This window comes from Mediterraneibacter sp. NSJ-151, from assembly GCF_022487435.1.
Lineage (GTDB): Bacteria > Bacillota > Clostridia > Lachnospirales > Lachnospiraceae > Schaedlerella > Schaedlerella hominis.
In genome coordinates, this window is sequence record NZ_JAKVPP010000022.1 from 1 (window position 1) to 14,083 (window position 14,083).

The window sequence follows — 14,083 nt, forward strand, 5'->3', positions numbered from 1 at the left end:
GAAGACGACGAGGTAGATAGGGCAGAGGTGGAAGTGTGGTAACACATGGAGCTGACTGTTACTAATAGGTCGAGGGCATAACCAGAACAGGTGATAGGAGAACAAGATGGATGAAAAAAACTTTGTATGCAGTTTTGAAGGTACAAAACCAAATAAAAAGAATCAGTAACACGTTTAAGAGTAATTCTTGAACGTGTTTTTTTGTTCTCAAAATTCAGCTTCGCTGACCAGAATCACGCGCCAAGTCTCACGGACGTTCGACTTGAATTATCTGAAAAATTAATTATAGTAAAAATCACTAAAAAAGATTATAATAAAGCTATATTAATCGTGCAAAATTGTGTATTTCGCCAGAAATAAAAAAGGCAAAGAAAAGTAGTCACTTGACCTTTTAAAGACATTTCATTTCAAAATATAATATATCAAAAGGAGGACCAAAACGTGGAAATTTTTAAGGGGTTACCATCCAAAAAACGAGAATACATGAATATTCTTTTTCGTAATTGTACGGAAGAAGTAAAGTATTATATGTCAGTTGTGGAAATAGAAGCTGATCAGACATTTATTAAAGCTGGAGAAGAGTGTAAATATATATATATCGTTTTAACTGGTAAAGTAACCGGAGTAGAATGGCCGATGAATGAGAAATCATATTATTTTAAAGATTTTGGACCAGGCGATTTCTTTGGAGAGATTGAGTGTTTTGCGGGAATGAAAAATTATAGAATAAGCATTTTATCATCTACAAAGTGTCGGTTGCTCGCAATTCCGTGTGTGTATTATATGGAATGGATGCATATGGATGTAGATGCATTATATATGCGGACACAGGAGAATATGAAGCGGTTAGTTATGCAGACTGCAGAGGCAAGAAGGTATTTGTTTATGGAAGGAAAAGACCGGTTGATGGTACATTTAGTTCGAAAATATGAACAAAAGCAGCCATTACCGGAAAAATTTGAATTAAAACAGACAAGAACAAGAATCTCGGAAGAAGTTGGCATATCTATGAAGACATTAAACCGTAATATTAAGAAATTAGAAGAAGTAAATCTAATACAATTGAACAAGGGCAAGATAGTCATTACGAAATCACAATATATGATTATGAAAAAAGAACTTGAATATTATGTTAACGGAGAAAATGTTTTTTAAACATATCGCAGAGTGCGGTAAAAATAAAAGGAGAAAAGGAGGAAGAAAAATGTATGTAGGTAAAAAAGTAACTCGTGTCGATGCATATGATAAAGTAATCGGACGTACACGATATACGGACGATCTGTGCGACAAAGGGGCGTATGTTGCACGTATTTTGCATTCAACAATTGCAAATGGAAAGGTTATTTCTATTGATACAACAGAGGCTGAAAAAATTCCGGGAGTAGTAAAGGTCTGTACATGTTTTGATTTAAAAGAAAAACATTATTTTCCGACAGCCGGACATCCATGGTCAACGGATGAATCGCATCAGGATGTAGCGGATAGATTGGTGTTAACAGATAGAGTAAGATTTTATGGGGATGATATAGCAGCAGTTATTGCAGAAGATGAAGTTTCAGCAGCACAGGCACTTCGTGTTATTAAAGTAGAATATGAAGAATATCCATTTGTACTGGACGTTCATGAAGCAATGAAGGATGGAGCACCACAGTTACATGAGAACTATCCGAATAATATTTTAAAACATACAACAATCCGTAAAGGAAATTATGAGGAAGCAATCAAAGAACCTGGTTTGATCAAAGTAGAGGGATGGTATAGCACACCAACGGTACAGCATTGTCATATTGAAAACTTTATTTGTTATGCTGAGAAGGAAGCTGATCGAATCAAAATTGTTAGCTCAACACAGATTCCACATATCGTTCGTCGTGTCTGTGGTCAGGCATTAGGAATAGACTGGGGTAAGATCCGTATTATCAAACCATATATTGGCGGTGGATTTGGTAACAAACAGGATGTATTGTACGAGCCATTGTGTGCATGGTTATGTTTGCAGGTTGGCGGTCATTTAGTAAAATTAGATGTTCCAAGAGAAGAAACTTTCGTATCAACTCGTGTACGTCATGCAATTCATAGCCACATTGTTTCATGGGTAAGACCGGACGGAACGTTTGCGGCACGTAAGCTGGAAGCATTTTCTGATCAGGGTGCATATGCATCTCATGGACATAGTATTTGCGCCAAAGGAGTCGGAGCATTTCCACAGCTTTATCCATGTGACAATGTAGAGGCAGACGCCTATACTGTATTTACAAACAAATCAGTAGCAGGTGCTATGCGTGGTTACGGAATTCCACAGGCAATGTGGGCAGTGGAATGTCACACAGAGGAAGTAGCAGCGAAATTGAATATGGATCCAATAGAATTCAGACGTAAAAATCTGATGCCGGTTGGATTTGTAGATGCATTTTCTAAAAATGAATTGTATTCTGATACATTTAATCAGTGTATTGATAAGGGTATGGAAGCTACAGATTTCAAGAGAAAATACGAAGAATATAAGAATCAGACTGGTGATGTAAGAAGAGGAGTAGGAATGGCAGTATTCTGGTACAACACAGCAGTATGGCCGATATCTCTTGAAACTTCTTCTTGTAGAATGGTACTTAACCAGGATGGTTCCCTTCAGGTACAGCTTGGAGAAACTGAGATCGGACAGGGTGCTGATACAGCATACGCTCAGATGACAGCAGATGTGCTTGGAGTTCCAATGGACATGGTACACGTTGTTTCATGTCAGGACACAGATATAACTCCATTTGGAACAGGAGCTTATGCATCACGTCAGACATATACAGCAGGATTTGCAATTCGTCAGACAGCATCACTTTTGAAAGAACACATTTTGAAATATGCACATGAGTTGACACGTATGCCGGAATATAACTTAGATATTATTGATGGTAAGATTGTACGTGTGACAGACAAAAGAGAACTGATGTCTTTAGGAGAATTATCAACAGAAGCTTTGTATAGCTTAAATCACAGTCAGCATCTGTCAGCAGAGAGTACAGCACAGATTAAATCCAATGCATATTCATTTGGATGTACATTTGCAGAAGTAGAAGTAGATATCCCAATGTGCAAGGTTAAATTGCTTGACCTGGTAAATGTACATGATGCAGGAACACTTATCAACCCTGCATTGGCTGAGGCACAGGTACATGGTGGTATGAGTATGGGAATTGGATTTGGATTGTCAGAAAAACTGTTGTTTGATCCAAAGACAGGAAGAGCATTGAATAATAACTTATTGGATTATAAATTATCAACATTTATGGATCATCCAAATTTACGAGCATATTTTGTTGAAAATCCAGAGCCTACAAGTGCATTTGGAACAAAATCATTAGGAGAGCCGCCTACATGTTCTATTGCACCGGCAATCCGTAATGCGGTATACCATGCAACAGGCGTATTTGTAAATGATGCACCGGTAAATCCACATAATCTCTTCCGTAAATTAAAAGAAGAACATATGATAGAAGGGGGCGAATGATTATGTACGATATTAAAGCGTTATATGAAGCAGAAAATGTAGAAGATGCGATCAGGCTTTTAAAGGAACATCCAGAAGCACAGATAATTGCAGGGGGAAGCGATGTACTTGTGCAGATGAGAGAAGGAAAAAGAGCAGGAAAAGAACTGGTCAGCATTTATATGATCGATGAAATGAGAGGAGTTTCATACGAAGAGGACGATGCAATCCGTATCGGTTCGCTTACCAGCTTTTCACATATTACAAAAGATCCGATTATTCAGAAACATATCAATGTACTTGGGGAAGCAGTTGATATGGTAGGAGGACCACAAATCCGAAATATAGGAACAATCGGTGGAAATACATGTAATGGTGTAACTTCTGCGGATTCAGCATCGACACTTCATGCATGGGATGCTGTGGTAGAAATAACAGGACCGGAAGGTGTACGTAGAATACCGATTAAAGATTTTTACATAAAAGCAGGAGTTGTAGATCTGAAACCAGCAGAAATTCAGACAGCAATTATTATACCGAAAGAATCATATGAAGGTTATTATGGACATTATATTAAATATGCTATGAGAAATGCCATGGATATTGCAACTACAGGTTGTTCGGTTAATGTAAAACTGTCCGAAGATAAAAAAACAATTGAGGATGTCAGAATTGCATATGGTGTTGCGGGTCCAGTGCCAATGAGAGCACCATCAGCAGAGCAGGTTGCAAAGGGAAAACCAGTAACAAAAGAAGTTGTTGAAGAATTTGCAAAAGCTGTATTAGAAGACATTAATCCACGAGACAGCTGGAGAGCTGCTAAGGATTTCCGTCAGCATATCGCAGTTGTTCTTGCTAAGAGAGCGTTGACAGAATCAATTCGACTGGCAGGAGGTGAAATAGATGAGTAAGCAGTATAAATTACTTTCTTGTACGATCAATGGAAAGAAAGTTGAGAAGATGATCGATGTCCGTGCTTCGCTTACGGACGTACTTCGAGATGATTTTCGAATGACCAGTGTAAAAAAAGGATGTGAAGTAGGGGAATGCGGAGCGTGTAATGTTATTATTGACGGCGAATGCTTTAACTCTTGCATTTATCTGGCAGTTTGGGCTGAAGGAAAAGAAATTCTTACATTGGAAGGACTTGCAGGACCGAATGGCGAATTATCTGACATCCAGCAGGCATTTATAGATGAAGCAGCTGTGCAGTGTGGGTTCTGTACACCAGGATGTATTATGAGTGCAACTGAAATTTTGAATGCAAAAAGAGAGTTTTCTGATGATGAAATACGAAAATTAATGTCAGGACACTTGTGCAGGTGTACAGGATATGAGAATATATTAAGAGCGGTGAAGAAGACAATGCTGCGAAGACTAGGAAAAAATGAAGAGGCGGATGCAATTTAGAAAAAAGTTTATGAAAGAAAAAGGTATTTGGTATGAAAGTTAATAAAGAGGAAAATATCACCACAGTAAGTGAAGAGAATATTTACAAGTTAAACGGACGAGTTCCACTTAATAAAGCAATCCCGTTTGGATTGCAGCATGTATTGGCTATGTTTGTATCGAACTTAGCCCCTGTATTGATTGTATGTAGTGCAGCTCTTGTGAGGGGGACAGGAGATCATCTGACTGCGGTAGAGATTACAAGATTATTGCAGTGTGCAATGTTTGTAGCGGGTATAGGTACTTGTTTACAGTTATATCCGATATGGAAAATCGGTTCCAAACTGCCAATCGTTATGGGAGTTAGTTTTACATTCCTTGGAAGCCTGTTAATGATCTGTACGAATCCTGATCTTGGATATGAAGGTATGGTTGGAGCAGTTATCCTCGGTGGTATTTTTGAAGGTCTGGTTGGACTTAGTGCACAGTACTGGAAAAAATATCTGACACCAATCGTATCTGCCTGCGTAGTAGTTGCAATCGGATTGTCTTTGCTTCCTGTTGGAATGAACTCATGGGGAGGTGGAAGCGGCTCAGAAACATTTGGTGCATGGTACCATTTGTTTATCGGAGCTGTAACATTACTGATTTGTCTGGTATCTAGTTACTTATTAAAAGGTGTGTATAAGAACCTGAATGTTCTGGTAGGATTAGTTGGAGGTTACATATTATCTGCAATTTTTACAGTTACAGGAATTGCTCCGATGATCGACTTTTCAGGAATTGCAAAAACAATTGAAGAGGTTGGTTTTGTAAGTATTCCAAGACTTGTGTTCTTCACAAGCCACAAGCCGGTATTTAATCTTGGTGCATTCTTTACAATTGCAATCGTGTTCCTTGTATCTGCTGCGGAGACAACAGGTGCAACAACAGCAATAGCGAAAGGTGCATTGGACAGAGATTTAAAAATGGAAGAATTGCAGGGGTCTCTTGCAGTCGATGGATTTTCAAGTGCGATTTCAGGATGCTTTGGATGTCTTCCACTTACATCTTTCAGCCAGAATGTAGGGCTTGTAACAATGACAGGTGTTATCAATCGTTTTACAATCCTGATGGGAGCAATTATTTTAATCTTAGCATCATTATTCCCACCACTTGGAGCATTCTTTAACTCACTTCCACAGGCAGTACTTGGTGGATGTACAGTTATGATGTTTGGCTCTATCATGTATGAAGGTGTGAAGATGATGAAGGATTGTGAATTCAACAACAGAACAATGATCATTGTATCACTTGCATTCTGTGTTGGTGTTGGATTAACTCAGACAGATGGAAACTTCTTTGCTGCATTCCCGGCAGCAGTAGGTGATATCTTTAATGGAAATGCAGTTGCAGGAGTATTTGTGGTATCATTACTTCTCAGCTTGTTCTTGCCGAAACATACAGGGGAGACAGAAGAATAAAAAGAATAAAAGCAAATGGTCTGGATGCGAAAAGCGTTCGGATCATTTGCTTTTTTGTAATTAGAAGAGTTAAGAACAAAAATTGTACATGAAATTTTGCTGTAAAACGTTTTTTCTGAAATTTAAGAAATAAAAATGCAAAAAATTAACTGTTTTTTGAATAATTACGAAGAAGTTTCATGATTTGAGAAGTGCTAAACTATAAACATAAAACGAAGAGAAGTTCAAAAGAACTGCTGAGTGAAAAGAAAGAGAGGAAATAAAAATGGCTAACAAACTTCCAGTTGGAATACAGGTTTATGGTTTAAGAGATCTTCTGGAAAACACTCCGGAAAATTTTAAGAATGTAATGCAGAAAATTAAAGAGATGGGATATGACGGTGTGGAACTTGCTGGATTGTATGGTCTGGAACCAGAGAACGTAAAAGCAATTCTTGATGAGGTTGGACTTATACCAATCAGTGCACACGTTGCATTTGCAGAGATGATGGATAACTTAGACCAGATTCTCAAGGATTATTCTACAATCGGTGTGAAATATCTGGTTATGCCTTACATGGCAGAAGAATATCGTCCGGTTAATCCAGAAGGATTTGAGAGCTTCCTTCCACTTTTAAATGAAGTAGGAAAGAAAATTCATGATGCAGGAATGACATTCTTATATCATAACCATGATTTCGAATTCGTAAAACTTCCAGACGGAAGATGGGGATATGACGCAATGTTCGAGGCAATTCCTCATGATCATCTGATGTCAGAGTTAGATACTTGCTGGTGTGATGTAGCAACAGGAGAAGCAACGGAATTTGTAGAAAAATATACAGATCGTATTCCAGTTGTACATTTGAAAGACTACATCAAAAAAGGTGAAGTAAAGAACATGTATAAGCTCATCGGTATTGATACAGAAGAGGAAGAAGGAGATACAGGATACTTCGGATTCCGTCCGGTTGGATTTGGACAGATGATATGGGAGCCTATACTGGACGCTTCAATCAAAGCAAATGCAAACTGGGTTATCGTAGAACAGGATGAACACTATGAGATGGATCCATTGGAGTGCGCTAGAAGAAGCCGCGAATACCTCAAGATTCTTGGATGGTAGAATTATAACATAATTATAGATAGCAATATTTCATTAAAATATAATAAAGAAGGAGAACAAATAATGAAAGAGATTAGAATTGCAATTATTGGAACAGGAATGATTTCCCACAGACACATGACAGTTATCAACAACCTGAAAAAACAGGGACAGGCTTTAACAGTTGTAGCTGCAGCAGAAATTGACAAAGACAAATTGGAAGCATTCGGAAAACAGTATGGTATTCCAGAGGAAAATCTGTACCAGGATTTTCGTGAGATGCTCAAACGTGATGACATTGATGAAGTAGAAGTTTGTGTACACAATAACCTTCATACATCAGTTGCAACAGCAGTTATGGCAGCAGGATTTGATTGCTATTCAGAGAAACCAATGTCAGCAAGCTATGCGGATGCTAAGATTCTATACGATGCACAGAAAAAATATGGTAAGAAACTGGCTATCCAGATCAGTTCTATCTACAATCCACAGACACGTATCGCTAAGAAGATGATTGAAGAGGGAAAACTTGGTAAAGTTTACCATGCAAGAAGTGTCGGACACAGAAGACAAGGACGTCCTGGATATGATATGCCATTCTTTAGTAAAGACTTCATCAATCCAAAGGTTGGTGTTCACGGACCACTTTTCGACCTTGGAATCTATCACTTGGCACAGATGCTTTATGTATTAGGTATGCCTGAACTTGAAAGCGTATACGGTGTACAGTCTTGCGATTACTGGACAGATGAAAGAATCGATAAAATCACAAACCGTATTGCACCAGTAGAAGACCTGGGTGTTGGTATTGCAAGATTCAAAGGTGGCCTTTCAATGGATATTTATGAAGATTGGGCAATCCACATGGATGAAATCGGAACAAGCTTCGTAGCAGGTTCTGAAGGTGGACTGAAATTCATCGATGTAGATACAACAGGTGGCCCTCTTGCAGTTCCAGAAGGCGGACAGATTATGGGTGGCGGAATGCTTCAGAAACCAAGACTTGAGTGGTTCGGGGTTGATAAAGATGGCGTTCTCTTTGAAAATAAATTAGACTGTGCAATCGGTGACATCACAGGACAGCAGGAACTTATGCTTCATCCTGAAATGGAAATGTATAACGACAACCAGTTACAGTGGTACTCATACCTTAGAGGCGAATTGGACGACACTACAAGAATTGATTCTCCATACATTGCTATGCAGACAGCATTCTTATCAGAAGGTGTTGTACTTTCGAGTGAACTCGGACGCAGTGTAACAGCAGATGAGATTAAAGCACTTTCTAAGTCAATCGCACTTCGTGAGCAGGAGACACCATTTGGAACAATCAAATACGATTTTGACGAATACAAACCAGAATAATAAATCTTTGAGTAAGAGTTGGATTTCGCAAGAATCCGACTCTTCTTTTTTTGCATTTACCCTCGATTTATGATATTCTATATTACAACGATTTCCGATACAAGGAGGTAAAAATTATGCAATTAAGTAAGTTATTAGAACGTTTAGAATATGAAGTAGTACAGGGTAGTGACCAGATTGAGATTTCTACATTAATCAATGATTCCAGAAAAGTGGAAAATGGAAGCGCATTTGTATGCATCAAAGGTGCGGTTGTAGATGGACATGAGTTTGTGCAGCAGGTTGCAGAAAAAGGGGCATCAGCCGTTATTGTAGAAGATGAGGTGGATGCACCGAAAGATATGACAGTAATCCGCGTTCCGGATACACGTTATGCTTTAGCTTTGATGTCAGCTGCGTATTTTGGATATCCGGCAGATAAGTTGAAAGTAATTGGTATTACAGGAACAAAGGGTAAGACGACAACAACTTATATGATTAAATCTATCTTGGATGCAGTTGGACACAAAGTTGGACTGATTGGTACAATTGAGGCAATCATTGGTGACAAACATATTCCGGCAGCAAATACAACACCGGAATCTTATACGATTCACAAATATTTTGCAGAGATGGTAGAAGCTGGTTGTGATTGTGTTGTAATGGAGGTTTCATCTCAGGGATTGATGCTTCATCGTACAGCAGGAATCCCATTTACAATTGGTATTTTTACAAATCTGGGAAAAGATCATATTGGACCAAATGAACATAAGGATTTTGATGATTACAAACGTTGCAAAGGTCTTTTGTTCAAGCAATGTGAGATTGGAATTGCCAATGTAGATGACAAATATTTCGAGGATGTATTTGCAGGCGCAACTTGCAAGACAGAGACATTCGGTTTTTCTGAAAAAGCAGATTTGCGGGCAACAGATACGCATCTGGTATCCAGACCGGGATATCTTGGAGTGGCATACAAGGTGGAGGGACTGATGAATTTCGATGTGGAAATCGATATTCCAGGAACATTCAGTGTCTATAATTCACTTACGGCGATTGCTGTATGCAGACACTTCGGTGTGCCGATAGATGCAATTAAAAAGGCACTTAAGGTTGCGAAGGTAAAGGGAAGAATCGAGATGATAAAAGTATCAGATGACTTTACACTCATGATTGATTATGCACACAATGCAATGAGTCTGGAAAGTCTTTTGACTACATTGAAAGAATACAATCCAAAGCGTCTGGTATGTTTATTTGGCTGTGGAGGAAACCGTTCCAAAGACAGACGTTATGAGATGGGAGAAGTCTCAGGTCGTCTGGCAGATTTGACTATCATTACATCGGATAATCCAAGATTTGAAGAACCACAGGCGATTATTGATGATATTAAGACAGGAATTCAGAAAACGGATGGAAAATATGTAGAAATCTGTGACAGAAAAGAAGCTATCAAGTATGCGATTGAACATGGACAGACTGGAGATGTCATTGTTCTTGCCGGTAAAGGGCATGAAGATTATCAGGAAATCAAAGGTGTAAAACATCCGATGGATGAGAGGGTGCTGATCCAGGAAGTCTTAGAAGAATTGAAAGCAAAATAGGAGAAACTTGTGTTTGCAAATATTATTGTAGATATCACACACGAAAAGTTAGATAAGATTTTTCAATATAGAGTCCCCTCCCATATGGAAGGGGAACTTTCTATCGGTATGGAAGTTTTGGTGCCATTTGGAAAAGGAAATCGTATGACAAAAGGTTATGTGGTGGATTTTTCGGAAAACTGCGATTATGATTTGTCAAAGGTTAAGGAAATTGCCGAGATTTCAAGAAAAGGCATGGCAATTGAAGGAAAGCTGGTCGCATTGGCAGCCTGGATGAAGGAGAATTACGGTGGAACTATGATTCAGGCACTCAAAACCGTACTTCCGATAAAACAGAAAGAGCAGGCAAAGGTTAAGAAAAAGGTTCGTCTTTTATTAAATGAAGAAGAAGGGAAAACAAAGCTGGATTTTTATTTACATAAGAATCAGAAAGCGAGAGCGAGACTTCTTGCAGCACTTCTCGATGAACCAGTTTTAGATTATGAGCTTATTAATAAAAAGTTAAATATTACACTGAATGTTGTTCGGGCTTTGGAAGAACAAGGTGTGCTTTCAATAGAGTCAGAACAGGTATACCGAAATCCGATACAGAATCGAAAACAACAAGAGAAGGACATTTGCTATACAGTTGAGCAGAAGAATGCGATAGAGTGTTTTTGGGGAGACTATCAGAGACAACAATATGGAACATATCTGATTCATGGTGTTACCGGAAGCGGTAAGACAGAGGTGTATATGGAAATGATTGCAAGAGTGGCAGCCAAAGGGCGGCAGGCAATTGTTCTGATCCCTGAAATTGCATTGACATTTCAGACTGTGATGAGGTTCTATCGAAGATTTGGTGACAGGGTATCTATCATGAATTCAAGATTGTCCGCAGGTGAGCGATATGACCAGATGATGCGGGCGAAGGCAGGAGAGATTGATGTGATGATAGGTCCACGTTCCGCATTGTTTACGCCATTTCCTAATCTTGGATTGATAGTAATTGATGAAGAACATGAGAATACATACAAAAGTGAACAGATTCCACGATATCATGCAAGGGAGACTGCAATCGCCAGAGCAAAACTGGAACAGGCAAGTGTCATATTAGGATCTGCAACTCCGTCTGTGGAGGCAATGTACCGTGCAAAGCATGGAGAATATAAATTATTGGAACTTCATAATCGTTCCGGCAATCAGGAGATGGCTAAAGTTCATGTAGTAGATTTGAGAGAGGAATTGCGGGAAGGCAATCGTTCAATCTTAAGCAGAAAATTACAGCAGATGATTGCAGACAGGCTGCAAAAAAAAGAACAGATTATGCTCTTTTTGAATCGTCGTGGTTATGCCGGATTTATTTCCTGCAGGGAATGTGGATTTGTTGTAAAATGTCCACATTGTGATGTATCATTATCGTATCACCGCAATGGGAAAATGGTTTGTCATTATTGTGGGTATGAACAAGAAAGAGTACAGATATGTCCGGAATGTGGTTCCAGACACATTGGAGAATTTAAAGCCGGAACACAGCAGATAGAAGAAGTGGTGAAGAAACATTTCCCAGAGGCCAGGGTGTTGCGTATGGATCTGGATACGACCCGGTCAAAGGACGGACATGAGAAAATTCTGGCGGCATTTGCAAATGAAGAGGCAGATATTTTAGTTGGAACGCAAATGATTGTAAAAGGGCATGATTTTCCAAATGTAACGCTGGTTGGAATCCTGGCAGCAGATATGTCATTGTATTCAAATGATTATCGTGCAGGAGAGCGGACATTTCAGCTTCTGACTCAGGCAGCGGGACGAGCCGGACGTGGAGCAAAAAAAGGAGAAGCTCTTATTCAGACATACAGTCCAAAGCATTACGCAATTGTTACAGCGGCAGCACAGGATTATGAGGCATTTTACGAGGAAGAAATCCACTATCGTGAACTTATGGGGTATCCGCCTGTGGATAACTTACTCGCAATTCTCGTAAGCTGTGAAAAAGAAGCACTTTTGGAAACCGGTTGTAAATATCTGAAAGAATTTGCAGTTCGGATAAGAGGTGCAGAAGAAGTAGCGATTATAGGACCGGCCAGTCCGGGAATTGGAAAAATCAATGATGTATATCGTAAAGTGCTCTATCTCAAAACGGAAAAATATGATACATTGATAAAGATGAAAAATAAATTGGAACAATATATTGAAGTGAATCCTGGATTCAATCCGATGCGAATCCAGTTTGATTTCAATCCGATGCATATTTCATAAGAAATATTTAGAGCGTACATAAATAAAAGAATTAATAGGAGGATATTATGGCAATCAGAGAAATTCGTGTAGTTGGAGACGATATTTTAACAAAGAAATGTAAAGAGGTAAAAATGATAACTCCGCGTACAGAGACATTAATATTTGATATGTTAGATACAATGTATGAAGAGATGGGAGTTGGACTTGCTGCACCACAGGTTGGAATTTTGAAGAGAATCGTAGTAATTGATATCGGAGAAGGACCAATCATTATGATTAATCCTGAAATCCTTGAGACATCAGGGGAGCAGACAGGAGAAGAGGGATGCTTAAGCCTTCCGGGAAAATATGGTATTGTGACAAGGCCAAACCATGTGAAGGTACGTTTTCAAGATGAGCACATGGATACTGTAGAGATGGAAGGAGAGGGACTCCTTGCCAGAGCATTCTGTCATGAGATTGACCATCTGGAAGGAAAGATGTATATGGAACTGGCAGAAGATGGAATCCATGACAATAAATATACTGAGGAAGATTATTTGAACGAGGAGGAATAGACTCATGAGAATAATATTTATGGGAACACCGGACTTTTCTGTTGGAACATTGGAAGCACTGGTAGAAGCAGGACATGAAGTATGCCTTGTTGTAACACAGCCGGATAAGCCAAAAGGAAGAGGAAAAGAAATGCAGTATACACCGGTAAAAGAAGCTGCATTGAAATATGGAATTGAAGTATATCAGCCACGTAGAATACGTGAAGCTGAGTGTGTGGAAAAATTAAGACAGTATAATGTAGATATTATGGTAGTGATTGCATTTGGGCAGATCATTCCGAAAGAGATTTTAGAGATGGTGCCATATGGATGTGTGAATGTACATGCATCTTTGCTTCCAAAGTATCGTGGAGCAGCACCGATTCAGTGGTCTATTATTGATGGAGAAGCGGTAACAGGTGTGACAACGATGCAGATGGATGAGGGGCTGGATACTGGTGATATGCTGTTGAAGACAGAGGTGCCGATTACAGCAGAAGAAACAGGTGAGAGTCTGCACGATAAGTTAGCCAAGGCAGGAGCGGCACTTTGTGTAGAGACATTGGCAAAGCTGCAGGAAGGAAGCATTGTTCCGGAAAAACAGGGAGAAAGTCCGACCGCTTATGCAAAAATGCTTGATAAAAAATTGGGAAACATTGACTGGACGAAGTCAGCAGTAGAAATTGAAAGACTTGTTCGCGGTTTGAATTCATGGCCAAGTGCATACACTTACTGGAATAAGAAAGTGATAAAAATCTGGAAGGCTTCTGTGACAGATGAAAAAAGTAATGAGCAAGCAGGAACAGTTGTAAAGGTTGAAAAAGATGGTTTTTATGTGCAGACAGGAAACGGACTTTTAAAAGTAGTTGAATTACAGATTCCAGGGAAAAAGAGAATGGATGCAGGAGCATTTTTAAGAGGTTATACAATTGAGCCTGGAGAAGTATTTCATCAGGAATAAG

11 protein-coding genes and 1 rRNA gene are annotated in these 14,083 nt (G+C 39.1%); all 12 read left to right on the top strand.

The window, feature by feature from the left end; translation table 11 throughout:
* Positions 1-85: ribosomal RNA gene (locus LQE94_RS15610) — 23S ribosomal RNA — on the top strand; the annotation flags it as partial.
* A 356-nt stretch (positions 86-441) separates the two neighbouring features.
* Entirely contained in the window at positions 442-1,155 is a 714-nt protein-coding gene (locus tag LQE94_RS15615; RefSeq protein WP_118737281.1) for a Crp/Fnr family transcriptional regulator, read from the top strand.
* A 49-nt stretch (positions 1,156-1,204) separates the two neighbouring features.
* Complete coding sequence (gene xdhA, locus LQE94_RS15620; RefSeq protein WP_117989452.1) at positions 1,205-3,502, top strand: xanthine dehydrogenase subunit XdhA; 2,298 nt, start codon at positions 1,205-1,207, stop codon at positions 3,500-3,502.
* Positions 3,503-3,504: 2 nt separating this feature from the next.
* A complete protein-coding gene (gene xdhB, locus LQE94_RS15625; protein ID WP_240578136.1) occupies positions 3,505-4,392 on the top strand; it encodes a xanthine dehydrogenase subunit XdhB in 888 nt (295 codons plus the stop codon).
* On the top strand, positions 4,385-4,891 hold the full coding sequence (gene xdhC / locus LQE94_RS15630) for a xanthine dehydrogenase subunit XdhC (protein ID WP_117989454.1): 507 nt from the start codon (positions 4,385-4,387) through the stop codon (positions 4,889-4,891). The genes xdhB and xdhC overlap by 8 nt, the downstream gene beginning before the upstream one ends.
* Positions 4,892-4,923: 32 nt before the next feature.
* Entirely contained in the window at positions 4,924-6,333 is a 1,410-nt protein-coding gene (locus LQE94_RS15635; RefSeq protein WP_118725264.1) for a uracil-xanthine permease family protein, read from the top strand.
* 265 nt (positions 6,334-6,598) lie between these two features.
* Positions 6,599-7,438 (top strand): sugar phosphate isomerase/epimerase family protein, encoded by an 840-nt coding sequence (locus tag LQE94_RS15640; protein WP_240578137.1) that lies wholly within the window; start codon positions 6,599-6,601, stop codon positions 7,436-7,438.
* A gap of 63 nt (positions 7,439-7,501) precedes the next feature.
* A complete protein-coding gene (locus LQE94_RS15645) occupies positions 7,502-8,782 on the top strand; it encodes a Gfo/Idh/MocA family protein (RefSeq protein ID WP_117989457.1) in 1,281 nt (426 codons plus the stop codon).
* 116 nt (positions 8,783-8,898) lie between these two features.
* Complete coding sequence (locus LQE94_RS15650; protein WP_117989458.1) at positions 8,899-10,365, top strand: UDP-N-acetylmuramoyl-L-alanyl-D-glutamate--2,6-diaminopimelate ligase; 1,467 nt, start codon at positions 8,899-8,901, stop codon at positions 10,363-10,365.
* 9 nt (positions 10,366-10,374) lie between these two features.
* Positions 10,375-12,603 carry a replication restart helicase PriA gene (gene priA, locus LQE94_RS15655; protein WP_240578138.1) on the top strand — a complete coding sequence of 743 codons (2,229 nt, stop codon included), beginning with the start codon at positions 10,375-10,377 and terminating at the stop codon, positions 12,601-12,603.
* Positions 12,604-12,650: 47 nt separating this feature from the next.
* Complete coding sequence (gene def / locus LQE94_RS15660) at positions 12,651-13,142, top strand: peptide deformylase (protein WP_022074668.1); 492 nt, start codon at positions 12,651-12,653, stop codon at positions 13,140-13,142.
* Between the two features lie 4 nt (positions 13,143-13,146).
* A complete protein-coding gene (gene fmt / locus LQE94_RS15665; RefSeq protein ID WP_240578139.1) occupies positions 13,147-14,082 on the top strand; it encodes a methionyl-tRNA formyltransferase in 936 nt (311 codons plus the stop codon).
* Position 14,083 lies beyond the last annotated feature (1 nt).

Excerpts from the sequence above, each read along its gene's own strand:
- xdhA (WP_117989452.1), top strand. The coding sequence starts at position 1,205 with ATGTATGTAGGTAAAAAAGTAACTCGTGTCGATGCATATGATAAAGTA.
- LQE94_RS15650 (WP_117989458.1), top strand. The coding sequence starts at position 8,899 with ATGCAATTAAGTAAGTTATTAGAACGTTTAGAATATGAAGTAGTACAG.
- xdhC (WP_117989454.1), top strand. The coding sequence starts at position 4,385 with ATGAGTAAGCAGTATAAATTACTTTCTTGTACGATCAATGGAAAGAAA.
- LQE94_RS15635 (WP_118725264.1), top strand. The coding sequence starts at position 4,924 with ATGAAAGTTAATAAAGAGGAAAATATCACCACAGTAAGTGAAGAGAAT.
- def (WP_022074668.1), top strand. The coding sequence starts at position 12,651 with ATGGCAATCAGAGAAATTCGTGTAGTTGGAGACGATATTTTAACAAAG.
- LQE94_RS15645 (WP_117989457.1), top strand. The coding sequence starts at position 7,502 with ATGAAAGAGATTAGAATTGCAATTATTGGAACAGGAATGATTTCCCAC.
- fmt (WP_240578139.1), top strand. The coding sequence starts at position 13,147 with ATGAGAATAATATTTATGGGAACACCGGACTTTTCTGTTGGAACATTG.
- xdhB (WP_240578136.1), top strand. The coding sequence starts at position 3,505 with ATGTACGATATTAAAGCGTTATATGAAGCAGAAAATGTAGAAGATGCG.
- LQE94_RS15640 (WP_240578137.1), top strand. The coding sequence starts at position 6,599 with ATGGCTAACAAACTTCCAGTTGGAATACAGGTTTATGGTTTAAGAGAT.